This is a genomic window from Brevibacterium samyangense, from assembly GCF_039529845.1.
Taxonomy (GTDB): domain Bacteria; phylum Actinomycetota; class Actinomycetes; order Actinomycetales; family Brevibacteriaceae; genus Brevibacterium; species Brevibacterium samyangense.
In genome coordinates, this window is record NZ_BAAANO010000005.1 from 200534 (window position 1) to 226710 (window position 26177).

The 26177-nt window shown below is 70.5% G+C and carries 18 protein-coding genes and 1 pseudogene; 11 read left to right on the forward strand and 8 right to left on the reverse strand.

The window, feature by feature from the left end:
* Window positions 1-882, reverse strand: a pseudogene (locus ABD172_RS03185) (hypothetical protein); the annotation flags it as partial.
* Between the two features lie 178 nt (window positions 883-1060).
* Between ABD172_RS03185 and ABD172_RS03190 the strand changes: the two are divergent.
* The 4 genes from ABD172_RS03190 (at window position 1061) to glmM (ending at window position 6267) form a co-directional block, all read left to right on the forward strand.
* Entirely contained in the window at window positions 1061-3364 is a 2304-nt protein-coding gene (locus ABD172_RS03190) for a bifunctional metallophosphatase/5'-nucleotidase (protein WP_344306869.1), read from the forward strand.
* 333 nt (window positions 3365-3697) lie between these two features.
* Window positions 3698-4141, forward strand: coding sequence for a 50S ribosomal protein L13 (gene rplM / locus ABD172_RS03195; protein ID WP_344306871.1), 444 nt, complete (start codon window positions 3698-3700; stop codon window positions 4139-4141).
* Between the two features lie 30 nt (window positions 4142-4171).
* The gene (gene rpsI, locus ABD172_RS03200; RefSeq protein WP_344306873.1) at window positions 4172-4678 is read left to right on the forward strand and encodes a 30S ribosomal protein S9; all 507 of its coding nucleotides are present in this window, start codon (window positions 4172-4174) and stop codon (window positions 4676-4678) included.
* A gap of 230 nt (window positions 4679-4908) precedes the next feature.
* Window positions 4909-6267: a phosphoglucosamine mutase gene (gene glmM / locus ABD172_RS03205; protein WP_344306876.1), complete on the forward strand. Its 1359-nt coding sequence runs from the start codon at window positions 4909-4911 to the stop codon at window positions 6265-6267.
* 78 nt (window positions 6268-6345) lie between these two features.
* Here glmM and nirD read toward each other — a convergent pair whose 3' ends face one another.
* A complete protein-coding gene (gene nirD / locus ABD172_RS03210) occupies window positions 6346-6738 on the reverse strand; it encodes a nitrite reductase small subunit NirD (RefSeq protein ID WP_344306878.1) in 393 nt (130 codons plus the stop codon).
* 68 nt (window positions 6739-6806) lie between these two features.
* A complete protein-coding gene (locus ABD172_RS03215) occupies window positions 6807-8276 on the reverse strand; it encodes an MFS transporter (RefSeq protein WP_425546647.1) in 1470 nt (489 codons plus the stop codon).
* Window positions 8277-8439: 163 nt separating this feature from the next.
* On the opposite strand from ABD172_RS03215, the gene ABD172_RS03220 reads away from it, so the two are divergent.
* Window positions 8440-9204, forward strand: a complete 765-nt coding sequence (locus ABD172_RS03220) for a sirohydrochlorin chelatase (RefSeq protein ID WP_344306880.1) — start codon at window positions 8440-8442, stop codon at window positions 9202-9204.
* A 147-nt stretch (window positions 9205-9351) separates the two neighbouring features.
* Window positions 9352-11229: an ABC transporter ATP-binding protein gene (locus ABD172_RS03225; protein WP_344306881.1), complete on the forward strand. Its 1878-nt coding sequence runs from the start codon at window positions 9352-9354 to the stop codon at window positions 11227-11229.
* 110 nt (window positions 11230-11339) lie between these two features.
* On the opposite strand, the gene ABD172_RS03230 is transcribed toward ABD172_RS03225, so the two are convergent.
* The 4 genes from ABD172_RS03230 to coaA form a co-directional block, all read right to left on the reverse strand.
* Window positions 11340-13739 carry a uroporphyrinogen-III synthase gene (locus ABD172_RS03230; protein WP_344306883.1) on the reverse strand — a complete coding sequence of 800 codons (2400 nt, stop codon included), beginning with the start codon at window positions 13737-13739 and terminating at the stop codon, window positions 11340-11342.
* A gap of 114 nt (window positions 13740-13853) precedes the next feature.
* On the reverse strand, window positions 13854-16553 hold the full coding sequence (gene nirB / locus ABD172_RS03235; protein WP_344306885.1) for a nitrite reductase large subunit NirB: 2700 nt from the start codon (window positions 16551-16553) through the stop codon (window positions 13854-13856).
* Window positions 16554-16643: 90 nt separating this feature from the next.
* On the reverse strand, window positions 16644-17243 hold the full coding sequence (locus ABD172_RS03240; protein ID WP_344306887.1) for an NUDIX domain-containing protein: 600 nt from the start codon (window positions 17241-17243) through the stop codon (window positions 16644-16646).
* Window positions 17244-17252: 9 nt separating this feature from the next.
* Window positions 17253-18308, reverse strand: coding sequence for a type I pantothenate kinase (coaA, locus tag ABD172_RS03245; protein ID WP_344306888.1), 1056 nt, complete (start codon window positions 18306-18308; stop codon window positions 17253-17255).
* 155 nt (window positions 18309-18463) lie between these two features.
* Between coaA and glmS the strand changes: the two genes are divergently transcribed.
* Window positions 18464-20338 (forward strand): glutamine--fructose-6-phosphate transaminase (isomerizing), encoded by a 1875-nt coding sequence (glmS, locus tag ABD172_RS03250; RefSeq protein ID WP_344306889.1) that lies wholly within the window; start codon window positions 18464-18466, stop codon window positions 20336-20338.
* A 13-nt stretch (window positions 20339-20351) separates the two neighbouring features.
* Entirely contained in the window at window positions 20352-20780 is a 429-nt protein-coding gene (locus tag ABD172_RS03255) for a holo-ACP synthase (protein ID WP_344306891.1), read from the forward strand.
* A 136-nt stretch (window positions 20781-20916) separates the two neighbouring features.
* On the opposite strand, the gene ABD172_RS03260 is transcribed toward ABD172_RS03255, so the two are convergent.
* Window positions 20917-22422: an aldehyde dehydrogenase family protein gene (locus ABD172_RS03260; RefSeq protein WP_344306893.1), complete on the reverse strand. Its 1506-nt coding sequence runs from the start codon at window positions 22420-22422 to the stop codon at window positions 20917-20919.
* Window positions 22423-22657: 235 nt separating this feature from the next.
* Between ABD172_RS03260 and ABD172_RS03265 the strand changes: the two genes are divergently transcribed.
* The 3 genes from ABD172_RS03265 to ABD172_RS03275 form a co-directional block, all read left to right on the forward strand.
* Entirely contained in the window at window positions 22658-23875 is a 1218-nt protein-coding gene (locus ABD172_RS03265) for a M20 metallopeptidase family protein (protein WP_344306895.1), read from the forward strand.
* Window positions 23876-23939: 64 nt separating this feature from the next.
* Complete coding sequence (locus tag ABD172_RS03270) at window positions 23940-25478, forward strand: bifunctional ADP-dependent NAD(P)H-hydrate dehydratase/NAD(P)H-hydrate epimerase (protein ID WP_344306897.1); 1539 nt, start codon at window positions 23940-23942, stop codon at window positions 25476-25478.
* A gap of 71 nt (window positions 25479-25549) precedes the next feature.
* A partial coding sequence (locus tag ABD172_RS03275; protein WP_344306899.1) for an alanine racemase occupies window positions 25550-26177 on the forward strand: 628 nt, incomplete at its 3' end.

Sequence of the window (26177 nt, forward strand, 5' to 3'; positions counted from 1 at the left end):
CCCGGTCCCGTCGGCCGCCGCGGCGACCGGGTCCTCACCCGAGGTGTCCTCGCCGGCGGTGTCCGCCGCGAACCGCGGCGAGGCGATCGACCCGAGGTCGACGAGCGTCACCGGGCAGGACCCCGGCCCCGCGGCGAGGTCGCCGGGCACCTCCGGGGAGCCCTGCGTCGCCGCGGCGCCGTCGGACTCCCAGCGGTCGACGATCCCGTCGCTGCCGACCGCCGCGTACCCGGCGCCGTCACCGATCGCACGCACGCAGACGTGGGCGGACCGCGCCGCGTCGCCGAGGAGACCGAACGTCGTCGAGTACCCACCGGCGGCGTTGCCGCTCGCGAGCTGTTCGAAGCCCTCGAGCGCGGTCCCGGAGCCGTGCGCGCTGCCGTCCGTGCCGTCCTGGCCGGTCGCCTCGCCGCTCGCGGCGTCCGTCGGGGAGTCCGCCGTGGGGGCGTCCTGCAACTGCGGGCAGACGGCACCGTCGAACTCGTCCGGGCGGGTGTCCGCGGCCCGCCGTCCCGCGCCGAGCGTGAGCCACCCGGAGCCCGGGCACGTCGAGGAGGTGAGCGAACGGACGGTGAGATTGCCGATCGCGCCGGTCTCGGCGAGGGACCACAGGTGCGGGGTCGCCTCGGGGGAGATGTCGGACCAGGAGAGGCCGGCGGCCCCGAACACGAGGACGGGGTCGGGTTCGTCGGCCGGGGGAGCGGGCGCCTCGGCGGTGGGCGCTGCCGCCGACGGGGGAGCCGTCGGTGCCGGGGCCCCGCCGGCCGGTGCGCCGGAGGTCGGAGCCGTCGTCGCGAACGCCGGTACGGTGCCCGTCACCGACGTGAACGCGAGGAGTACGAGGAGACCTGCGGTGAGGAAGGCGTGCATCGGGCGGGGCATCCCTCCAGGGTATCGGGCGGGCCCCGGGAGGACTCTGGGAACGCCGGGGCGGTGGCGAGCTCGTCCGCGCGTGCCTGTCGGGATCGTTGTACCGACTTCACCGGAAATTCACCGGCGGCATGGACGCGGGGCACAGAGAGGGCTGAGGATGGTTCGCACACGCTCTCGAATCGAGCACATGCTCCTCGAACCGAACGGACCTCTCATGAAGAAGATCCTCACCCCCGCTCTCGGTGCTCTCACCGCGGTCGGCCTGAGCTGCGGAACGCTCGTCGCTCCTGCGCTCGCCGTCGCGTCGGAGGGCACCGAGGTGCAGCTCCTCGGTATCACCGACTTCCACGGGCGCCTCGCGGACGCGGGCGTCGCCGTCGCGAACGCGGTCGAGACCGCCCGCGCCGACTTCGACGGACCCACCGCGTTCCTCTCCGCCGGCGACAACATCGGCGCGTCCACCTACGAATCGTCCTCGCAGCAGGACACCCCCACGCTCGAATACCTCAACGCGATCGGCCTCCAGGCGTCCGCGGTCGGCAACCACGAGTTCGACCGCGGCTTCGCCGACCTCACCGGGCGCGTCGCGGACGAGGCCGCCTTCCCGTACCTCGGCGCGAACGTCTACGCGACCGGCACGGAGACCCTCGCCGACGGCGTGGAGGCCTCGACGATCGTGGACGCCGGCGATGTCACCATCGGCGTCATCGGTGTCGTCACCGCGGAGACGGAGACCCTCGTGTCCCCGGCCGGGATCGCCGACATCGACTTCGGCGACCCGACCGAGGCGGTCAACCGTGAGGCCGAGCGCCTCGAGTCCCTGCCCGAGGCGCAGCGCCCGGACATGATCGTCGTCCAGGCGCACGTCGGAACGGCGGACACCTCCTCGCTCGAGGCCGCGGTCGCCTCGAACGCCGACTTCGGTGACCTCGTCGAGGAGTCCTCGCCGGCCGTCGACGCCCTCTTCTTCGGTCACACCCACGTGCCCTTCGACACGACGGCACCGATCCCCGGGACCGACCGGGAGCGCCCGATCGTCCAAGCCGGCAACTACGGCGAGTACCTGAGCGCGGTCCGCATGACCTCCCTCGGGAACGGCGACTGGACCGTCGCCGACCAGGAACTCATCGCGCCGGAGGACGTCGCCCCGCTCGAGAACAATGCGGTCGTCGACGAGGCCACCCGGATCGTCGACGACGCGATCGCGACCTCGGAGGAGGTCGGTTCCGAGGTCATCGGCACCATCACCGAGGACATCACCCGCGCAGGCGGTGACGCCGACGACCGCGGTGCGGAGTCCACCCTCGGCAACCTCGTCGCCGACGCCCTCCAGTACGGCACGAGCCTCTCGCAGTTCGAGTCCGACTTCGCGATCACGAACCCCGGTGGTCTGCGCGACGACCTCCTCGTCGACGACACCTTCGGTTCCGAGGCCCCGGGCGAGGTCACCGCGGCCGAACTCAATGCGGTCCTGCCCTTCGCGAACGACCACGTCGTCGTCGAACTCTCCGGCGCCGACGTCATCACCCTCTTCGAGCAGCAGTGGCAGCCGGCGGACTCCTCCCGTCCCTTCCTCCACCTCGGGATCTCCGAGCAGCTCGACGTCGTGTACGACTCCACCGCCGAGGAGGGCGCCCGCGTCCTCTCGGTGAAGGTGAACGGTGAGGAGATCGATCCGGAGGCCACCTACACGGTCGCCACCCTCTCCTTCCTCGCCTCCGGCGGCGACAACTTCTCCGCCTTCGCGAACGGCACCACCCACCTCACCGGTCTCACCGACTTCGAGGTGTGGCAGTCCTACTTCGAGAACCACAGCCCGGTGAGCCCCGACCACGCCGAGCGCCAGGCCGACGCCGCGCTCGACGTCATCGCCACCGGCGCCCTCCCGACCCCGCAGGTCGTCACCGAGGGTGCCGCCGGCACGGTCTCGTTCGCGAACCCCGAGGCGATCGCCGGTCCGTTCCTCCTCACCGTCACCGCACCCGAGGGCGTCACCGTGAGCTTCGACGAACTCGCCGGCACCCGCGCGGCGGAGAACGGCGTCGTCGTCGACGAGCTCCCGGCCGGTGGTCTGTCCGTGCCGTTCACCGTCGACGGCGCGGCGGGCACCCACACGCTCGGGGCCTCGTTCGTCGCCGACCCGGCCGCGGCGTTCTGGGACGACAACCCGCTGCCGCTGCCGTACAGCACCGACTTCGAGGTGACCCTCGACGAAGCACCCTCCACGGAACCGCCGGCCACGGACGAACCCACCGCGGAACCGACCTCGGAGGTGCCCACCACCGAGGCGCCCACGGAGACCGAGACACCCGTCGCCGGTGGCGACGCGGTCCCGACCGACGAGTCGGACGCGACGGACGAGGGAGCGGCGGGTGACGCCTCGGGCGCCCTCCCGCGCACCGGTTCGACCGTGGTGCCGCTCGTGGCGCTCGGCGTGCTGCTCCTGGCCGCCGGCAGCGCCGTGGTCCTCGTGTCGAGTCGCCGCCGCTGAGGCGGACGGACGCCGCGAGGCCCGCAGGCCGCAGGTGATCGAGGCCTGAATCACGGGCCCGGAACACGGCACGCGCAGGAGTGCGGGTGGGGGATGTGATCCTCCACCCGCACTTTTGCGTCCCGGGTATCGAGCCGTTAGAGTTGAATGCTGTTGCGTACGTCAGTACACGGCCCTCATGAAGCCTCAATCGCGTTGCAGGCACTGTGTGGAGAGGTCAGCTGTCGGGAACGTACCGCGCACCAAGCAAGCCTGTCCTCGTCGAACGGTGACTCACGACCGCTGTTCACGCAGGACGCGCGCTAAAGATCAATAGACGAAAAGAAGGCTACTTTGCGTACGTACACCCCCAAGCCCGGCGAAGTCCAGCGCCAGTGGTTCGTCATCGACGCCACTGATGTTGTGCTCGGCCGCCTTGCCTCCCAGACCGCGCGTCTGCTCCGCGGCAAGCACAAGCCGACCTTCACGCCGAACGTGGACACCGGTGACAACGTCATCATCATCAACGCCGACAAGGTCGCCCTCACCGGCGCCAAGCTCGAGCAGAAGCGCGCCTACCGCCACTCCGGTTACCCGGGCGGCCTCAAGAGCGTGAACTACGCCGAGCTCCTCGCGACGAACCCGGAGCGCGCAGTGGAGAAGGCGATCGCGGGCATGCTCCCGAAGACCCGTCTCGGTCGCGCCCAGATCAAGAAGCTCAAGGTCTACGCAGGTGCCGAGCACCCGCACACCGCGCAGAACCCCGTTGCCTACGAGCTGGGCCAGGTCGCGCAGTAAGCGCTGCCGGAAAGACTTCTGAGGAGAACCGTGACTGAGAACATCACCCCCGACGTCGAGGACGTCGAACTCACTTCCTACTCCACCGAGACCCCGGCCGGCGCCGGCCTCGGTGAGGCCGTGGCCGGTGGCCGTGGCCAGTCGATCACCGCTCCCGGCGCTGCCGTGGGCCGTCGCAAGCAGGCCATCGCCCGCGTGCGCCTCATCCCGGGTTCGGGTCAGTGGACCATCAACGGTCGCGACCTCGAGACCTACTTCCCGAACAAGCTGCACCAGCAGCTCGTGAACGAGCCCTTCCGCCTCCTCGACCTCGAAGGCCGCTTCGACGTCGTCGTGCGCATCAAGGGTGGCGGACCGTCCGGTCAGGCCGGCGCCGTGCGCCTCGGCATCGCCCGCTCGCTCAACGAGATCGACCGCGACAACAACCGCGGCGAGCTCAAGAAGGCAGGCTTCCTCACCCGCGACGCCCGCGTGCCCGAGCGCAAGAAGGCCGGTCTCAAGAAGGCCCGCAAGGCTCCGCAGTTCTCGAAGCGCTGATCCGCTTCCTCCGTGGTGCGGTGTGCCGGTGGGTTCGCCCGTCCGCACACCGCACCGCTTCCGTGTGACAGCCCTCGGACCACGTGTCCGGGGGCTGTCGTACGTTCACGGATCGGTGCATCCCCGATCCATGCCCGCCGGAGGTCCACCACCGGGAGTTCCCTGAGGAACCCCGGGACCGGCGCGTGGGCTCCCACGGTTTACCCGTTCGATTCGGTAAAGGTACGGACATGACTCGACTCTTCGGCACCGACGGCGTTCGCGGACTCGCGAACCGGACAGTCACCGCAGGCCTCGCGCTCCAACTCGCAGAGGCGGGCGCCCGGGTACTCGCCGGTCCCGCTCCCGAGGGCCGCGAGCGTCCCTTCGCCGTCGTCGGGCGCGACACCCGCGTGTCCGGTGAGATGCTCGCCGCGGCCGTCGCCGCCGGCGTCTCCGCGGCCGGGGTCGACGTGCTCCTCGTCGACGAACTCCCGACTCCCGGCGTGGCCCACGTCGTCAAGCAGACCGGCGCGTCCTTCGGCGTCGTCCTCTCCGCCTCGCACAACCCCATGCCGGACAACGGCATCAAGTTCTTCGCCGCCGGCGGTCGCAAGCTCGACGACGAGCTCGAGGACCGCATCCAGGCGCTCATGGGGCAGGAGTGGGACCGCCCGACGGGTGCCGCGATCGGTCGGATCACCCGGTTCCCCTCGGCCGTCGACGAGTACACCGAGGCGCTCGTCACCGAGGTCGAACGGCACCGGGACGACTCCCCGCTCGCGGGCCTCACCGTCGTCGTCGACTGCGCCCACGGCGCGGCGAGCGTCGTCGGCCCGGCCGCGCTCCGCCAGGCGGGCGCCCAGGTGATCGTCACCGCGGCGGATCCGAACGGCTACAACATCAACGACGGAGTCGGATCCACCCACATCGAGAACCTCGTCGACGAGGTGAAGGCCCACAATGCGGACCTCGGTGTCGCGTTCGACGGGGACGCCGATCGTTGCCTCGCCGTCGACTCCCTCGGTCGGCCCATCAACGGCGACCAGATCATGGGCATTCTCGCGCTCGGGCTCAAGGAGCGGGGACTGCTCGCCCAGGACACGCTCGTCGTCACGACGATGTCGAACCTCGGCCTGCACCTCGCGATGGAGAAGGCCGGCATCCGGACCGTGCAGACGGGTGTGGGCGACCGCTACGTGCTCGAGGAGATGCTCCGCGGGGGCTACAACCTCGGTGGTGAGCAGTCCGGGCACGTTCTCATGCTCGACCACGGCACCACCGGAGACGGCGTGCAGACGGCGCTCCACCTCATGGCCCGGATGGCGCAGACCAAGCGGACCCTCGCGGACCTCGCGGCGGAGATCCCACAGCTGCCCCAGGTGCTCATCAACGTCTCCGGTGTCGACAAGACGCAGGTCGCGCACCCCGTCGTCGCGGCCGAGGTCGCCCGTGTCGAGGCGGAACTCGCGGGCGGGGGCCGGGTGCTGCTGCGCGCCTCGGGCACCGAGTCGCTCATCCGCGTCATGGTCGAGGCCGGTACCGAGGAGTCCGCGCGGTCCCATGCCGAGTCTCTCGCCGCGGTCGTCGAGGCCGAGCTCGCGCTCTGACGCGTTCGTTCGTCGCCGAGGCGCCGCTCGGGTGGGGATCCCTCCTCACCCGAGCGGCGCCTCGGTCGTTCCGGGGCTTCAGCGATCGAAGAGGACCTCGACCGTGCCGTTCACGGTGCGGGCGGGGTATGTGCGCAGCTGCAGGTCGGTGTTCGTGTAGCAGCGCCCGTCCTCGAGGTCGAAGACGGCCTTGAGCAGTGGGCTGGCGATCGTCGGCCGTCCGGCCTTGTCCCCGCAGATGCCGCGGGCGAGGACCGCCGAACCCGTGTCCGGATCGATGTTGTCCGTGACGAAGACACGGTCGTCGCGCAGCCGGAACACCGCGAGCTGGTGCCCGTCGACGAGTGCGCCGGCACCCCACTCCGGCTCGAGGGCAGCGAGTGTGCACAGCGGGACCCACCGGGCGGTCCCGGTGGTCGGAGCGCCATCGGTGTGCGGGAGGGCGGCGGTGAGGTCGTCGACAGCGGTCATGAGCGTGTCCTTCCTGGAGGTGTGGAACGGGGGCGAGGGAATCGGGAGTGCGGGTGAGGTGGCGTCGATCAGATCCGGGCGTCGCCGAGGCGGGTGCCGCGCCGGCCGTACACCGCCCAGGTGAGGGCGAGGAGGCCGAGGTAGGCGACGGCGAAGCCGTAGAACGCGGCGTCGTAGGAACCGGTGCGTTCGAAGACGATGCGGAGGACCTGCGGGATGAAGAACCCGCCGTACGCGCCGACCGCGGAGATGATGCCGAGCGCGGAGGCCGCCTGCCGCACCGGATCGACCCGGGAGCCGTCCGCCGTGAGCTGGAAGACCGTCGGGATCATCCGGTACGCGGAGCCGTTGCCCATCCCGGAGGCGATGAAGAGGATCATGAAGGCCGCGAGGAACAACCAGAAGTTCTGCAGGCGCAGGAGTCCGACGACGGAGACCGCGACGATCGCCATGACGACGAAGGCGAGCATCGTCGGGCGGGTGCCGCCGAAACGGTCCGCGAGCTTTCCGCCGTAGGGCCGGGCGAGGGATCCGACGAGGGCGCCCATGAACGCGAGGGACATGGTGGCGGCACCGATCTGGAAGCCGGAGAACGCCGGGAAGGTGTCCGCGATGAGCTTGGGGAAGACCCCGGCGAAACCGATGAAGGAGCCGAAGGTCCCGATGTAGACGACCGCGAGGATCCACAGGTGCTTCTGCCGCAGCGCCGAGGCGTATCCCGAGAGATCCGACTTCGCGTGCGAGAGATTGTTCATGGAGAGGAAAGCGCCGATCGCGGTGATGACGATGAGCGGGACCCAGATCCATCCGGCGAGCGAGAGATCGAGCGGACCGGAGCCGTCGGTGGTGCCTGCCGTGGCCGCACCCGTCGTCACGAGGGCTCCCACGGTGACGATGATCGGCACGAGGAACTGTGCGACGGCTGCCCCGAGGTTGCCGCCGGCCGCATTGAGACCGAGCGCCCAGCCCTTCTCCCGGGCGGGGAAGAAGAAGGTGATGTTCGTCATCGAGGACGCGAAGTTGCCACCGCCGAAACCGGCGGTCGCCGCGACGAGGAGCATGACGCCGTAGGGCGTGTCCGGGTTGCTCATGCACAGTGCGAGTCCGACGGACGGCACGAGCAGCAGGAGTGCGGAGACGATCGTCCAGTTCCGGCCGCCGAACAGCGGCACCATGAAGGTGTACGGGATGCGCATCGTCGCGCCGACGAGCGAGGGTACCGAGATGAGCCAGAACTGCTGCGAGCTCGTGATGTCGAAGCCGGCCTGCGGCATCCACACGACGACGATCGACCACAGCTGCCAGACGACGAAGCCGAGGAACTCCGCCGAGATCGACCATCCGAGGTTGCGTTTCGCGATCGTCCGACCGCCGTTCTCCCACTGCTCGGTGTCCTCGGGGTTGAAACCGTCGAGCCACCGGCCCCGTCGTTCGCGGATCGGCTCGCCGAGGTACGCGGCTTCCGTCGCAGGTGCGGTTGTTCCGAGGGCGCTCGGGTCCTGGGTCGCGGTCTGTGTCGTCTGCAGGGCTGTCGTCACGGTCGATCCCTTTCGCTCGGGCCGGGAACGGGAGGTGCCCGGCGGGATGTGACCGACGTTACGAATCCGGTCGTTCGGCGGTGTTCGCAGGCGGTGAAGGACCTGTCATGGTTCCCTCACACGGCGGGAGCGGAGTGTGACATCCGCGCGGCAGAATGGCTGCATGGTCCCCACCGCATCCCCGCACATCCCGTCCCCTGTCGTCTCCTCGTCCGGCCCCGCCGAGGCGCCCCGCGGTCCGCAGATCCCCCTCGTCGGCCTCGCCCACGGCTCCCGGAAGCCGGAGACGGCGCCGGCGATCAGCTGCCTCCTCGCGGCGGCCGGCTCCCGCCTCGGAGTCCCCGCGGTGGAGGCCTACCTCGAGGACTTCGCCCCGCCGTCCCTCGCCGAGGCGGTCGCCGGGCTCGGCGCACCCGCCGCCGTGGTCCTGCCGCTCCTCTTCACCCGGGCGTACCACGCACGTATCGACACTCCCGAGGCCGTGCAGGAAACCCGGGACGCCACCGGCGCCCACCTCGTCACCGCCGAGGTCCTCGGTCTCGGCGAGGACGTCCTCGCGGTCGTTCTCGCGGCGATGGAACGCGACGGGATCGAGCCCGACCGACCGGTCGTCCTCCTCGCCGTCGGGTCGTCGAACCCGGAGGCGAACGAGGAGGTCCGGGCCTTCGCGACACGACTGCAGGGGCGGCGTGACGCCTCGGTCGTCGTGGGATTCGCGACCTCGACGCAGCCGCGGGCCGGGGAACTCCTCCAGGACAGGGCCGCGGAGGAGCCGGCGCTCGTGCCGTTGTTCGTCGCTCCGGGGTTGCTCCTCGACCAGGTCGCCCACCAGGCCCGGGGTCCCGGACTACCGGTGGCCGAACCACTCGGGGATCTTCTCGCCGGGGTGGTCGCGGACCGGTATCGGGAGGCGCTCGGCCGGGGCTGAGAGAGCGTGCGGCCGGGCCCGGGAGACCGGGCCCGGCGCTCGTGTGAGGCCCTGTGTGACGGAATCTACTGCAGGTACCTGTTCAAAATCCGGGTACCCTGGTCCGGGAACTCGCGCACGGTGCCGGATTCCTTCAGGAGGCCAGCCATGACGATGCCCTCTCCGCACATGATGATGCGGCAGACCGTCCGGTCCCAGGGCGGACCGGGAAGCCGCGACCACGGAAAGGTCCCGCGCGAGACGTGGATGCGTATCCTCCGGTTCGTGTCGCGGCAGAGGGTCACCCTCGGGATCTTCCTCGCCCTCTCGGTCGTCGTCTCCGTCCTCGGCGTCATTACGCCGGTCCTCGCCGGCGATGTCGTCAACGCGATCACCGGCGACGGTACCGTGCGCACGATCGTGTGGCTCGCCTCGGCGATGGCGGGGATCGCGATCCTCGACGCGGTGCTCGCCCTCGTGAACCGGCTGCTGTCGGCACGGATCGGCGAAGGCCTCATCTACGACCTGCGGACCGCGGTCTACGACCACGTGCAGAAGATGCCCGTCGCGTTCTTCAGCCGCACCCGCACCGGTGCGCTCGTCTCCCGCCTCAACACGGACGTCGTCGGTGCTCAGCGGGCGGTGTCGAACACGCTCTCCGGAGTCGTCTCGAACATCGTCTCGCTCGTCCTCACCGTCGGCGTCATGGTGACGATCAGTTGGCAGGTCACGGTCCTCTCGATCCTCCTCCTCCCGATCTTCCTCGTCCCCGCCCGGCTCCTGGGCGGCCGCCTCGCGAACCTCCAGCGCGAGGCCGCGAACTACAACGCCTCGATGTCGACCCGGATGACCGAACGGTTCTCCGCCGGTGGTGCGATCCTCGTGAAACTCTTCGGCGACCCGGCCACCGAGTCCACCGAGTTCGCCACCCGAGCCGGCCGCGTCCGGGACATCGGCGTGCGCACCGCGATGCTCCAGACGACCTTCGTCCAGGCACTCACCCTTGTCTCCGCGCTCGCGCTCGCCCTCGTGTACGGCCTCGGTGGTGCGCAGGCGGCGCTCGGGCACCTCGAAGCCGGCGCCGTCGTCACCCTCGCGATGCTCCTCACCCGCCTCTACACCCCGCTCACGATGCTCGCGAACGCCCGGATGGACATCATGAGCGCGGTCGTGAGCTTCGAGCGGGTCTTCGAGGTCCTCGACCTGAAACCCCTCATCGCCGAGGCGCCCCACCCGAAGGCCCTCCCCGCCGGTCCCGTCGCGGTCGAGTACCGCAGTGTGCGCTTCGCGTACCCCTCGGCCGAGGACGTGTCCCTCGCGAGCCTCGAGGACGTCGCCGTGCTCGACCGGCGGGCCGGGGACGAGGTGCTCCACGGCATCGACTTCCGGATCGAACCCGGGCACACGGTGGCGCTCGTCGGGAGTTCCGGGGCCGGTAAGTCGACGATCGCCTCACTGCTGCCGCGCCTCTACGACACGTCCTCCGGATCGGTGCTCCTCGGCGGCGTCGACGTCCGCGACCTGTCCTTCGCGTCGCTGCGCCGCACCGTGGGCATGGTGACCCAGGACGGGCACCTCTTCCACGAGTCGATCCGCGAGAACCTCCTCATGGCCCGCCCGGACGCGAGCGAGGAGGAGGTGCTCGACGCGGTGCGCCGGGCCCGACTCGAGGACGTCGTGAACGCGCTGCCGGACGGCATCGACACCGTCATCGGCGAACGCGGGTACCGGCTCTCCGGTGGTGAACGCCAGCGGCTCACGATCGCCCGACTGCTCCTCGCCTCGCCCCCGGTCGTCGTCCTCGACGAGGCGACGAGCGCGCTCGACTCGACGAACGAGGCCGCGATCCAGGCGGCACTCGCCGAGGCGATGGACGGCCGGACCGCGCTCGTCATCGCGCACCGGCTCTCGACCGTGCGGAATGCCGACGAGATCCTCGTCATCGAGGACGGCCGCATCCTCGAACGCGGCTCCCACGGCGAGCTCCTCGCCCTCGGCGGTCGCTACGCCGAGCTCTACTCGACCCAGTTCGCCTCCCAGGAGTAACGAGCCCGGGGACGGTCCCTTCCGCGTGCCTCTTGGGGACCGCCATTTCGTACCCTGACGGCCGGGACGTTTCCGCTACCCGGGTACTTTCTGGGATGGGCGGGACCCCCTCACACGCTCGCGAGCTTGAAACCCCGCTTGGGGACGGTGACCACCAGGTTGTGCGGGGCGATGATCTTCCGCAACCGGGAGATCGCCATGTCTATGGCGTGATCGCTCGGCCCGGCGGGAAGCGCCCGGCGGAGGGACGCCCGCGTGACGACATCGCCGTCGGCCTGCACGAGGACCCGCAGGAGATCCGCGAGGTGCGGCGGCAGCGTGAGCCGTTCACCGCCGATGAGGAGCTCGACCCCGCGGAGGGCGACGGCCCCGCACCGGGTCTGCGCCTGATCGATCGCATGGTCGTTGAGGTGGTCGACGACGACCCGGATCATCGACCCGAGGCGATGGCGCTCCGGCATGAGCGGTTCGATGCCCGCGGCGACGAGCGGGGCCGCGGTGACCGGTCCGACGGCGACGCACGTGACCTCGGTGCGCATCGCCTCGAGGAGGAGCTCGTACAGACCCTCCTCCTTCGCGGTGGTGAGGAGCGCCTCGGCGGCCGGCGCCGAGGTGAACGTGAGGACGTCGACGTGGTGCCGGATGACGGAGGCCATGAGCGTGCTCACGGCCTTCGGATCCTCGGGTTTCACCCACCGGTAGGGACGGATGGTGACGAGGTCGGCTCCGGCAGCGACGAGTCGGGCCATCTGCGCGTGGTCGACGACGCCGTGCTGCTGGATCGCGACACGTTTACCGCCGACCCCGTGCGCGAGTGCGACGTCGACGAGCGAGGTCGTCGAGTCGTCCGCCGAGATCCCGGCGTCCGAGAACCCCTGGGCGCGCACGGCCCCGCGCGCTTTCGCCCCGCGCACGAGGATCGTCGTGCCGGTGAGTGCCGAGCGGAGGTCCTCGCCCATTCCCGCGGCCTCCGCGGCTTCGAACCACCCGTTGAGCCCGTGACCCGTCGTCACGAGGAGGAGGTCCGGCGGGTTCTCGATGACGAGTGCGGTCTCGGTGAGCAGTTCGGTGTCGCCCTCGGTGGGGGTGATCGCGAGCGTGGGAGCAGTGATGACCTGGGCTCCGCGCCGGAGGAAGGCGTTCGCCTGGTCCGTCGCCCGCCGCGACGCGGTGATCCCGATCGTGAATCCGGACAGCTCGGTGTGCATCTCGGGTGTCTCGAAGGCGGAGAGGTCGACGGAGTCCGGCACAGTGGCCGCGACGACCTCCGGTGAGGAATCCGCCGAGGTGCCGGGCGCCTCGGCGTCCCCGGTGTCCGCCGAGGTACCGCGCGTCGAGGTGCTGCGGACTCCCGACCCGCCGTGCACCTCGGGCGCGAGCGGGGGCTCGGGATCGAGGCGGATGCGCGCGGCGGTCGCGACCTCGAGGAGTTCGTCGCGGAGGCGGACGACCTCGCCGATGACGAAGACGGCGGGGGAGCGGACCTTGTGGACGGCGGCGAGTTCGACGAGGTTCGCGGCGGTGCCCGTGAAGACCCGCTGATCCGAGGCGTACCCGTTCTCGACGACGGCGGCCGGCATGTCCGCGGGCAGGCCCGCGCGGCGCAGACCGGCGAGGAGCGGCGGGAGCGTGCCGACGCCCATGAGGACGACGAGCGTGCCACCGACCTTCACGAGTCCCTCGAGCACGGAGTCCTCGGGCACCTGGTGGCCGGAGAGCACGGTGAAGGACGTGGAGACCTGTCGACACGTGACGGGGATGTCGGCGGCCGCCGGAACGGAGATCGCGGAACTGATGCCGGGGCGCACCGTCACCGGAACCACGTTCTCGAGGAGGGTGCGGCGCTCCTCGCCGCCGCGACCGAAGACATAGGGGTCGCCACCCTTGAGACGGGCGACGCGGTAACCGGACTGTCCGAACGCGACGAGGAGTTCCTCGATCCTCTCCTGCGGCACCCGGTGGTGACCGGGGTCCTTGCCGACGTCGACGACGAGGGCACCGGGTGCGAGCTCCGCGAGCACCGCGGCCGGCCCGAGGCGGTCGGCGAACACGACGTCCGCGCCCCGCAGTTCGGCCACCGCCCCGAGGGTGAGGAGGTCCCGGGCGCCCGGCCCACCGCCGACGAGGGCGACGCCGGCCGGCAGGGGCCGTTCGGCCCGGAAGAGCACGCCGAGGCGCCGGCACTGATCCGCCCAGAAGGTCTCCTCCTCGTCGTCCCGGGGCACGCACACGACGAGCGCCGCCTTCGGGACCGCGGTGACGGCGGCGAAGGGCTCGAGATACGTGAGGTCGAGAAGACGGTTGGCGAGGAGCGCCCACTCGGTCGAGGGGGTGAGGCCGTTCTGCGCGGCGAGGAGCGAGAGGTCCTGGTGGACGGCGACGAGGTCGTCGGCGCATCCGGTCACGGTCACCTCGGCCCCGGCGGTGAGGAGCCGGACGAGCACGGGAAGGCGGGAGCGCCCCGTTCCGACGAGCAGAACGGAGCGTCCGGAGAGATCGGGTTCGATCACGAAGGTACTCCTCGGTTGAGCATGGGCACTCAGGCTATCGACGCGGTGTTACGGGCCTGTGTTGACGGCACACCCGTGGTGACGGAAGGCGTGCGGAGACGGGAGTCGCCGACCTCAGCCGCGCACCGGGATCGTGCTGCCGGCGATGAGCTGCGCCCGCTCCTCCGGGAACGCCGGACGGACCTGGTCGCGTTCGGGGACGTGGACGACCGAGTCGTCGGTCGCCTCGGGCGCGTTCACGAAGGGGCGGAACCGGGCGAGCTTGACCGGGTCCCGGAGGGTCGCCGCCCATTCGTCCTCGTACCCCTCGACGAGGGTCTGCATCGCGGCCTCGAGCTGCTCACCGATCCCGAGCGAGTCGTGGACGACGACGTCCCGGACGTGGTCGATCCCGCCGGGCAGGGATTCGATCCACCCGGCGGTGCGCTGGAGGCGTTCGGCCGAGCGGATGTAGTACATGAAGAACCGGTCGATGATCCTCACGAGCATGTCGTCGTCGACATCGGAGACGAGGAGTTCCGCGTGCCGCGGAGTGAAACCGCCGTTGCCGCCGACGTACACGTTCCAGCCCTTGTCCGTGGCGATGACCCCGACGTCCTTGCCGCGGGCCTCAGCACATTCGCGGGCGCAGCCGGACACCCCGACCTTGAGCTTGTGGGGGCTGCGCATACCGCGGTACCGCAGTTCGAGCTGTACCGCCATGCCGACGGAGTCCTGGACGCCGTACCGGCACCACGTCGAGCCCACGCAGGACTTCACGGCCCGCAGGGACTTCCCGTACGCCTGCCCCGACTCCATCCCTGCGGCGATGAGCTTCTCCCAGATGAGGGGGAGTTGCTCGAGCCGGGCACCGAACATGTCGATGCGCTGGGCGCCCGTGATCTTCGTGTAGAGCCCGAACTCCTGCGCGACCTGCGCGATGACCGCGAGCTTCTCCGGGGTGATCTCCCCGCCGGGGATCCGGGGGACGACGGAGTACGTGCCGTCCTTCTGCATGTTCGCGAGCGCGCGGTCGTTCGTGTCCTGGAGGGCGCCGCGGCCGTCGTCGAGGACGTGCTCGTTGAAGACCGCCGCGAGGATGTTCGCGACCGCCGGCTTGCAGATATCGCACCCGGTGCCGGTGCCGAGCGCCTCGATCACCGCGGTGAAACTCCGCAGCTGCGCGACCTCGATCGCCTCGAAGAGTTCGGGCCGGGAAAGGGCGAAGTGTTCACAGATGCCCTTCGCGACCTCGAGCCCCTGCGCCTCGAGTTCCGTGTCGAGGATCTTCCCGACGAGGCCGACGCAGGAGCCGCACTGCGTGCCGGCCCGCGAGCAGGCCTTCACCGCCGCGAGGTCGTGATTGCCCTCGCACACCGCCTTCTTGACGTCGCCGACGGAGACGTTGTTGCACGAGCACACCGTGAGGTCGTCCGGGAGGTCCGCGTCCGGGACCTCCCCACCACCGGCGAGGTACGCCGCGGGTTCGGCCGGCAGTTCCCGGCCGAGCAGGGGGCGGAGGCTCGCATAGGGTTCCGCATCACCGACGAAGACGCCGCCGAGGAGCGTGCGGGCGTCGTCCGAGAGCACGAGTTTCTGGTAGATCCCGCGGACGGGGTCCGAGATGACGACGTCGAGGACACCGGGAGTCCGGGAGAGGGAGTCTCCGAAGGAGGCGACATCCGTGCCGGAGAGTTTGAGCTTCGTCGCGTCGTCGACCTCGGTGAAGGTGTCGTCACCCCCGGTGAGCTGTGCCGCGACGACCTCGGCCATCGCGTTCGCCGGGGCGACGAGGCCGACGGTCCACCCGTCGATGTTCGCGATCTCGCCGATCGCCCACACGTGCGGGGTGCACGTGCCGCAGCGCTCGTCGATCGGGACCCCGCCGTTCTCGTGGACGACCATGCCGGCGGCTCGGGGCAGTTCGTCGCGCGGGGTGATCCCGACGGCCCAGACGACGATGTCCGCGTCGACGACCGCGTCGCCGACCCGCACACCGCCGACGCGGGTGGGATCCTCGGCGTGGGGGAGGACCGCGGAGGGGCGGTTCCCGAGGTGGAGGGTGATGCCGCGGGACTCGATGGCCCGGTTGAGGGTCCGGCCGCCGCCCTCGTCGAGCTGGGAGGACATGAGCCAGTCGCGCGAGTGCACGAGGTGGGTGTCGAAACCGTAGTCCTTGAGACCTCCGGCGGCCTCGAGCCCGAGGAGACCGCCGCCGATGACGACCGCGGAGGCCCGGGCCATCACTCCGCGTTCGGCCTTGAGTCGTTCGACGAGTGCGCGCATGCCGTCGACGTCCGCGAGGGTGCGGTAGACGAAGACCCCGGAGAGGTCGTTGCCGGGCACCGGCGGGAGGGTCGCGTCCGAACCGGTCGCGAGGACGAGTTCCTCGTAGGGGAGGGTGAGAGCGGGGGCGGTGGTACCGCGTGCCGTCGGCACCTCGGGGGTGGACGCGGCGGCGGGGGTGGGGACGACTGCGACGGTGCGGGCGTCCCGGTCGATCCCGGTGACCCGGGCGCCGGTGACAAGGGTGGTGCGGGCGTCCCACATGTCGGTGTCGACGAGAGTGAGGTCGTACGCCGGGTCCCAGCGTTTCGCGAGGTTCACCCGGTCGTAGGGGCGGTGCGGTTCCTCGCCGATGACGAGGACGTGGCTGCCGTCGCCGCGGGCGCGCAGGGCGGTGACGAAGCGGTGGGCCGCAGGACCCGCACCGACGACGAGGATCCGTCGTGCGCAGTGCGGGCCCGGTGCGTCGTCTCGCGGTGCCGGATCGAGATGGTCCGTGGGCAGGTGTGCGAATGCGTCCGGGTCCTGTTGTGCGTCGATGTGGCCCATGAGTGCTCCCTCCGTAGCGTCCGGCGTCGACGCTACGTGTGCCACATCACGGAAGTGCGCGCGGGCCTTTGCCCTCCGATGACATGTCGCTCACCGGGGTGGGAGGAGCTGTGAGAGGGACGATGCCCAGAGGGCGCGGGAGTCCGGGACGAAGGTGTAGCTGCCCTCGGTTTCCCCGGTGCCGAGCATCCGGTGCAGATCCTCGGGGGCCACCCGATCGGCCCACGCGACCTCGTCCTCCTGGAGGACGAGCGGACCGTCGTGGACGCACACGAAGAGGAACGCGTGGTACCGGGCGTGTGCGTCCGCGTATTCGCCTTCCCCGACGGGTTCGAGGACCGGGTTCTCGATGCCGAGTTCCTCGCGCACCTCCCGGACTGCCGCCGCATGCGGGTCGTTCTCCTCGCCCGCGGTGAGCACGCCACCGGCAGTGAAGTCGTACAGACCCGGGTACACGTCCTTCGTGTCCGTGCGCCGGTGGACGACGATGCGACCGGCGGAATCGCGGACGAGCACCGAGGTCGCGGCATGGCGGAGGTTCTCCGCGCGCATCCGCGCCCGGGTCACGACCTCCCCGGTGGGCCGGCCGTCGGGGCCGTACAGCGGAACGCGTTCCTGGGCGGCCGAGGCGCCTGCCGAGCGGTCGGGCGGGGCAGCTGCCGACGGGTCGGGCGAGCCGGGAGCGGACACGATCGGCTCTCAGAGCTTACGCAGTTGAATGCGGCGGACCTGGTGATCGGCGTCCTTGTGGAGGACGAGGTCCGCCCGGCCGCGGGACGGCAGCACGTTCTCGTGGAGGTTCGGTTGGTTGATCGACGCCCAGATCTCGTGCGCGAGCGTCACCGCCTCGGTGTCCGCGAGCTTGCTGTACCGGTGGAAGTACGAGTCCGGGTCCGTGAACGCACCCTTCTTGAGCTTCATGAACCGGTCGACGTACCACTCGCGGATGTTCCGGGTGTGCGCATCGACGTAGATCGAGAAGTCGAAGTAGTCACTCACCGACACCCCGAACCGACCGTCGGGGCGCGGGCGGGGCGGCTGGAGGACGTTGAGCCCCTCGACGATGAGGATGTCGGGGGAGCGCACGGTCACCTCGGCGCCGGGGACGATGTCGTAGGTGTGGTGGGAGTACACGGGGGCCCGCACCTCGGGGGCCCCGGACTTCACCGCCGCCATGAACCGCAGGAGGGCCCGGCGGTCGTACGACTCGGGGAAGCCCTTGCGGCCGTCGAGGCCGCGACGGGTGAGCTCCGCGTTCGGGTAGAGGAAGCCGTCGGTCGTGATGAGTTCGACGCGCGGGGTGTCCGGCCAGCGGCTCAGCATCTCGCGCAGCACGCGGGCGGTCGTCGACTTGCCGACCGCGACGGAGCCGGCGACCCCGATGACGAACGGGGTGCGGGTGGGGACGGGATCCTCGTCCTGGGTCCCGAGCGGGGCGAAGAACTGTCGGGTGAGCTCGTGCTTCTGCTCCTGCGCGTGGTTGTAGAGGTTGAGGAGGCGCGACAGCGGCAGGTAGACGGTCGCGACCTCGTCGAGGTCGATCGTCTCCCCGAGGCCGCGGATCCGTTCGATGTCCGCGGCGGTGAGCGGCAGGGGAGTGGTCTCCGCGAGTACGGACCAGGAGTCCCGGGTGAACTCCCAGTAGGGGGTGACGGCACTCTCGGAGTCCGCGCGGCGGGCCGCGGCGACGGTGGTGGGAAGACCGGCGAGGCGCCGGGCCGGATCGAGGTGAGAGCCTGCGAGGTCGGAGGTCATGGCGGACATTTTCGCACGCGGCCCCGGCCCGCGACCGGCGGGGTGTGGGATCGGTCACGCGATGCGCGTGCGGCGCGCGGCCGATAGCTGTGAGCGGGGTGTGTGCGCCCGTGTGTTCCCGGGGATCTCCCGGCTTCCTCGGTAGACTGGAGCGCATGTGTGGAATCGTCGGTTTCGTCTCCTCGTTCAGCCCGTCCGCGTCGGACCACGACGCTCTCGATGTCGTGATGGGGGGCCTGGCCCGCCTCGAGTACCGCGGATACGATTCCGCCGGCGTTGCGCTCGTGCCCGGTGACGGCACGCTCGTCTCGCGCAAGAAGTCCGGCAAGCTCGCGAACCTCACCGAACTCATCGAACAGGATCCGATGCCGCAGGCGATGACCGGGATCGGACACACCCGGTGGGCGACGCACGGTGGTCCGACGGACCGGAACGCGCACCCGCATCTGGCCGACGGTGGGAAGCTCGCGCTCATCCACAACGGCATCATCGAGAACTTCGCGCAGCTCAAGGAACACCTGCTCGCCGAGGGGGTCGAGTTCACCTCGGAGACGGACACGGAGGTCGCCGCGCACCAGCTCGCGAAGAACTACCGGGTGACCGAGGACCTCACGGAGGCGATGCGGCTGCTCGTCGGGCAGATCGAGGGCGCGTTCACGCTGCTGGCGGTCCATGCGGATCTGCCGGGGGTCGTCGTCGCCGCCCGCCGGAACTCGCCGCTGGTGATCGGTCTGGGAGAGGGGGAGAACTTCCTCGGTTCGGACGTCGCGGCATTCATCGATCATTCCCGCAAGGCGGTGGAGATCGGGCAGGACCAGATCGTCACCATCACCCCGACCTCGGTGGACATCATCGATGCCGCGGGTGCCCCGGTGGCCGGTGAGCCCTACGACGTCACGTGGGACGCGGCCTCGGCGGAGAAAGGCGGATTCCCGTCGTTCATGGACAAGGAGATCCACGACCAGCCGCAGGCGGTCGCGGACACGCTGCTGGGCCGGATGGATCCGTCCGGGCGTCTCGTGCTCGACGAGATGCGGATCGACGAGTCGTTGCTGAAGTCGATCGACAAGATCATCGTGATCGCGTGCGGGACCGCGGCGTACGCCGGGCAGGTCGCGAAGTACGCGATCGAGCACTGGTGCCGCATCCCGGTCGAGGTGGAGCTCGCGCACGAGTTCCGGTACCGGGACCCGATCGTCACGGAGAAGACGCTCGTCGTGGCGATCTCGCAGTCCGGGGAGACGATGGACACGATCATGGCGGTCCGTCACGCCCGTCAGCAGGGGGCGAAGGTCATCGCGATCTGCAACACCTTCGGGTCGACGATCCCGCGCGAATCGGACGCCGCGCTGTACACGCACGCCGGTCCGGAGATCGCGGTGGCCTCGACGAAGGCGTTCCTCTCGCAGATCGTCGCGTGCTACCTGCTGGGGCTGTACCTCGCGCAGTTGCGGGGGAACAAGTTCCAGGACGAGATCCGGATGATCCTCGGGGAGCTGCAGCAGATCCCGGCGAAGATCCAGCGGATCCTCGACGAGACCGCCCAGCAGGTCACCGATCTGGCCATTGCGCAGAAGGACACGGAGTCCGTTCTGTTCCTCGGTCGTCACGTGGGTTACCCGGTGGCGATGGAGGGCGCGCTCAAGCTCAAGGAACTCGCGTACATCCATGCGGAGGGCTTCGCCGCCGGCGAGCTCAAGCACGGTCCGATCGCGCTCATCGACGAGGGCAAGCTCGTGTTCATCGTCGTGCCCTCGAAGCGTGGCCGGGACAGCCTGCACGCGAAGGTGGTCTCGAACATCCAGGAGGTGCGGGCCCGGGGTGCGCGCACCGTGGTGATCGCGGAGGAGGGCGACGAGGAGGTCCGGGCGTACGCCTCGGACGTCATTTATGTGCCGGCCTCGCCGACGCTCATGGCGCCGCTGCTCACGACCGTGCCGCTGCAGATCTTCGCGATGGAACTCGCGACGGTGAAGGGCCTCGACGTGGACCAGCCGCGGAACCTCGCGAAGTCCGTCACGGTCGAGTAAGAGGGAGCGCGCCATGGCCATCCTCGGGATCGGGCTCGACATCGCGGACGTCCCGCGGTTCAGGGAACACATCGAACGCGTGCCCGAGCTCCTCGACCGGCTCCTGACCCCGGCCGAGAAGCTCAAGCGCAACGGGAAGATCCGCACCTACGAGTCGCTCGCCGCGCGGTTCTCCGCGAAGGAGGCGCTCACGAAGGCGATCCAGTACCCGGGGTGGATGTCCTGGCAGCACGCCGAGGTGGTCTCCGCCCGCTCCGGTGCCCCGAGCTTCCGGCTCAGTGGGCCCGTCCTCGCACATTTCCGGGCCATCGGTGGTGAGCGCCTGCACCTGTCGATCACCCACGATGCGAACGTGACGATGACCTATGTCATCGCCGAGGGATCGGGGGCACCGCTCTCACCCCCGGTCGACCAGCCGGCCCCGAAGCTGCCGGGCAGCTGATCGGGAACGGCCCGGCAGCTGACCCGGAACGCACCGCGGCCCCCGTGGAGACCTCGACGGGGGCCGCAGTGCGTTCCTCGGGAGCACGGCGCCGGCCGTGCCCTCCGGAGGCGCGCTCGTTCAGCCGTTCAGGCGCTCAGTCGATCATCGACTCGTCGAGCTCGGCGATCGTGTGGGTGTCCTGGAAGCCACGGACTCCCTGGATCCCCATCTCCCGCCCGAACCCGGAGTACTTGAAACCACCGAACGGCGCACGGTTGTCGAGGCGGGCCGCTCCGTGGTCGTTGATCCACACGTGCCCGGCGTAGACCTGCGCGGCGACCTTCCGGGCGCGGTCGAGGTCCGCCGACCACACGGAGCCGTCGAGCGCGGCCCAGTTGTCGTTGGCCTTCGCGACGGCCTCCGCGTCGGAGTCGACCGGCACGATCGGGATCACCGGGCCGAACTGCTCCTCGGTGACGACGCGGAGCGACTCGTCGGGGTCGACCACGATCGCCGGACGCAGGAAGTGTCCCTCGGCGAGTTCGCCGGTGGGGAGTTCTCCGAACTCGAGCACGGTGGCGCCGGCCTCCCGCGCCTCGGCGATGAGATCCGCGACGAACTCCTTCTGCTGCGCGGTGTGCAGCGGGCCCATCGTCGTGTCCGGATCGATGCCCGCGCCGAGGACCACCGTCGAGAGGCGGGCGGACAACCCCGCGACGACCTCGTCCACGCGCGAGCGGTGGACGTAGAGGCGCTTCGCATTCATGCAGATCTGGCCTGTGCTGTCGTAGATCGAGTGGAAGAGCCGGTCGAGGTGCGTGTCGTCGAGGATCGCGTCGTCGAGGACGAGGGCGGCGTCGTTGCCCCCGAGCTCGAGCGTGGTCCGGGTGAGCCCGCGGGAGGCCATCTCCTGCATCTTCTTGCCGCCGCCGACCGACCCGGTGAAGGTGAGCTTGGCGACGTCGTCGCTGCTGATGAGCGGTGCCATGGGGTCGTTCTCCCCGGTGACGACGTTGATGACGCCGGCCGGGAGCTTCGCGGCCACCCGCTGGACGACGCGGGTCGTGGCGAGCGGGGTCGTCACCGGAGGTTTCACGACCACGGTGTTCCCGGCGACGAGGGCCTGGGGGAGCGACGCCGCGAGGATCGCGAGCGGCCAGTTGTAGGGAACGATGACGGAGACGACGCCGAGCGGGCGATACGTGATCGTGAGTTCCGTGGGGATCGTGTCCGTCGTCGGGAGGACCGTGGTGGCATCGACCTGATCGGCCAGTGCCATCGCCTCCCGCCAGCGCTGTTCGAACACGAGGGCGTCGACCCAGGCCTCGACGGTCGGCTTGCCGTTCTCCTGCGAGAGGATGCGGGCGTCCTCATCGCGGTCGTCGTCGATCCCGGCGATCGCCTCACCCATGAGCCGAGCGCGTTCGGCCGGGCCGAGTGCCGCCCACGCCGGCTGTGCGTCCTTCGCCGCGGCGATCGCGCGTTCGACGTCGGCGGCGGACGCGGAGGCGGCGTATCCGACCACGCGGCTCGGGCGGGCCGGGTCGTGGACGACGAGTTCGGCGTCGGTGTGGACGTCTTCGCCGCCGATGAAGAGGCCCGTCCGGACGGGGGCGGGGTAGTCGGTGGTGGAGAGCTGTGCTTCGGATGTCGCGGGCATGTGCCCACCTCCTCGCTGAGAGCGGATCGGATCCGGTGACACGTGTCCGTGCCACTGCGGTCGGGCCCTTCTGGGCCCGTGCCGGGGTCTCCACTGTAGAACCGCCGAGGCGCCCGCGACAGCGGGTACCTCCGTTTCCTTCCTCACATGATGCAGTTTTCAACCACCTGCCGCCGGGTCCTCCGGGAACCCACGACGAAACACGGCAGATCGGCGCATCCATTAACCTGACGGCATGACACTCCCCACACCCGAAGAAGCCCGTACCCTCCTCCCCGAACTCCAGGAGCTGCGCCGCGCGATCCACCGCGAACCCGAGCTCGGCCTCGACCTCCCGCGCACCCAGCAGAAGGTCCTCGACGCCCTCGCCGGCCTCGACCTCGAGATCATCCCCGGCAAGGCCCTCACCTCGCTCACCGTCGTCCTCCGCGGAGGCAAGCGCCCCGCCGAGGGGGCGAAGGCCGTCCTCCTGCGTGGGGACATGGACGCGCTCCCGGTCAAGGAGGCCACCGGTTTCGAGTTCTCCTCCGAGAACGACAACATGCACGCGTGCGGCCACGACCTCCACACGGCCGGCCTCGTCGGTGCGGTCAAGCTCCTCCACGGGGTCAGGGACGAACTCCCCGGCGACGTCGTCTTCATGTTCCAGCCCGGTGAGGAGGGCCAGAACGGTGCCGGCACGATGATCGAGGAAGGTGTTCTCGAGGCCGCCGGCGTCCCCGTCGTCGCCGCGTACGGCGTCCACGTCTCCGGCGACAACGAACTCGGTCACCTCTTCACCCGCCCCGGCACGTGGATGTCCGCGGCCTCGATGATGCGGGTCACCGTCAAGGGCAAGGGTGGCCACGGTTCGCGTCCGCACACCGGGAAGGACCCCATCCACGCGGGCGCCGCGATGGTGACCGGCCTCCAGGAGTACATCACCCGCCGCTTCGACCTCTTCGACCCCGTCGTCGCCACCGTCGGCAAGTTCCACGGCGGCACCGCGGTGAACATCATCCCGGACTTCGCGGTCCTCGACATCACGGTCCGCACCTTCTCGAACGGCACCACCGAACGGGTCGCGAACGAGCTCCCCGAGTTCATGAAGAACATGGCACGCACCTACGGACTCGAGGCGGACGTCGAATTCACCGTCGGTCTGCCCGCCACCATCAACGACGAGGCGGAGACCGAGTACTTCCTCGACACCCACCGCACCCTCTTCGGTGAGGAGCGCACCCACCTCGCGCCCAACCCGAAGTCCGGGTCCGAGGACTTCTCCCGGATCCTCGCCCGGGTGCCCGGCACCTACGGGCACATCGGCGTGACGATGCCCGGCCTCGACCCGGCCGAACAGGACTCGAACCACTCGCCGCGCGCCAAGCACTCCGACGAGGCGCTCTCCGACCAGGCACTCTTCCTCGCCACCCTCGCGCACGGGCGCCTCGCGAAGGAGGTCACCGGCCGGTGACGGCGCCCGTGCCGGGGCTCCGTGCACCCGGTTCGCGCGGCGGCGGATGTGGGATCCTGGATCCATGAGACAGGGATACACCGCCGCCGCCGTCCGCCGGGCGGAGGCACCGTTGCTGGCCGCCGGTCGGGGCGAGTCCCTCATGCGCACCGCGGCCGCCGGCCTCGCCACCGTGTGCCGTCGGGTCCTCACCGAGCGCCTCGGCACCGTCACCGGTGCTCGCGTCGTCGTGCTCACCGGGCCCGGGAACAACGGCGGCGACGCCCTGTTCGCCGCCGCGAACCTCGTCTCCCGAGGCGCCCTGTGCGTCTGCATCCCCGTCCTCTCCCGGCCCCACGAGGCCGGACTCGAGGAGTTCCGCCGGGTCGGCGGACGCCTCGTCGACCGGGAGGACGCACCTGCGTACCTTCTCGGTGCCGACCTCGTCATCGACGGCATCCTCGGCATCGGCGCCCGCCCGGGTCTGCCCCGGGAGGTGGCCGGCTTCCTGCGCGAATGGCAGGACCTCGTGGGGAACCCGGGTGCGGGCGCCGCGCCGGGCCCGGTGGACGGTGAAGCCGTTCCCGTCGTCGCGGTCGACGTCCCCACCGGGGTCGATGCCACGACGGGTGCGCTCGAACCCGTGCACGTGAGTGCCTCCCACACCGTGACCTTCGGTGCCGACAAGGCGGGCATGTTCCTGCCCGGTGGCGCGGACGTCGCCGGTGAGGTCGTGTACGTCGATCTCGGATTCGACATGCACGGGGAGACACCCGTCGTCGAGATCCCCGAGGCCACCGACGTCCTCGACCGCTGGCCCCTGCCGGAGACCGCGAACCGGGGCGTGCACAAGTACTCCCGCGGTGTGCTCGGCCTCGTCGCCGGATCGTCGCGGTACCCCGGTGCCGCGGTGCTCTCCACCGCCGGCGCCGTGTCCGCCGGTGTCGGCATGCTCCGACTGCTGTCGAACCCGGAGACCGCGTGGCCGGTCCTCGAGCGGTACCCCGAGGTCGTCATGGGAGCCGGGCGGGTCCAGGCCTGGGCGATCGGACCCGGCGCACCCGAACCCCCGCTCATGCGGCAGGCGATCACCGATGCGGTGTCCCACAGCCTCCCGATCGTCATCGACGCCGGGGGCCTCGATCTGCTGTCGCGGCCGCTCGACACGAGCAGCCTCATGACGCCGCACGCGGGAGAACTCGCCGCGCTCCTGGCCCGCGTCATCACGGGTGCGCCCAGCCGCGAACAGATCGAGGCCGAACCGGTCCGGTACGCGGTGCGGGCCGCCCAGGCCCTCGAGGGAGTCGTCCTCCTCAAGGGACGCCGGACGATCATCGCCCGGCCCGACGGCACCGTCGTCGCCCCCGGCGTCGGCGCCGCGAACCTCGCGACCGCCGGCAGCGGGGACGTGCTCACCGGCATCCTCGGCGCGCTCTGCGCGACCGCCGGCTCGCACCCCGTCGCGGAGATCACCGACCTCGCGTTCCTCGCCGGACTCGGCGTCCTCGTCCACGCGCGGGCCGGTGCCACCGTGACCCACGCCTCGGGAATCGCGCCCGTCGTCGAACGGACCGTGCTCCGGCTCGCCGAGGGCGGGCCCCGCGCTCACGAAGCGCTCTCCTGAGCGCGATAATGGAGCGACCCGGGCAGTGGCGACCCGCACGCCCGGAGAAGAACGAGCCCCACCGGAAGGGAATGATGCACGCACCGACCCCTGCCCTCGTGCAGGCCCGGATCGACACCGCCGCGATCACCCACAACGTGCGGGTCCTCGCCGCACGGATCGCCCCGGCGACCCTCATGTCCGTCGTCAAGGCCGACGCCTACGGACACGGACTGCGGCCGGTCGTCGACGCGTGCCGCGCCGGGGGAGTACGGGACTTCGGGGTGGCGACACCGGCGGAGGCGCTCGCCCTCACCGACCACCTCGGGACGGACCCGGACGTCCGCGCCGAACGCGTGCTGTGCTGGTTGTACGACGTGCACAGTGACCTCGCGGAGTGCGTGGCGCGGGGGATCGAACTCGGTATCGGGACCGCGGCGGCCCTGCCGGCTCTCGAGGCGGCGGCCCGGGACGCGGGCCGTGAGGTGCGCGTCCACGTGAAACTCGACACCGGCCTCGGGCGCAACGGCTTCACCCCGGACCAGCTCGAGGAGTTCCTCGCGGCCATGCAGGCGGCACAGGAGGGGCAGGCGGCACGGGAGAGCACCGCCGGTGCGCGCGGCGGCATCCGGATCGTCGGGGTCATGACGCACTTCGCGGTCGCCGACGAACCGGACAACCCCTTCACGGACACCCAGCTGCAGGTCCTCGACGCCGGCG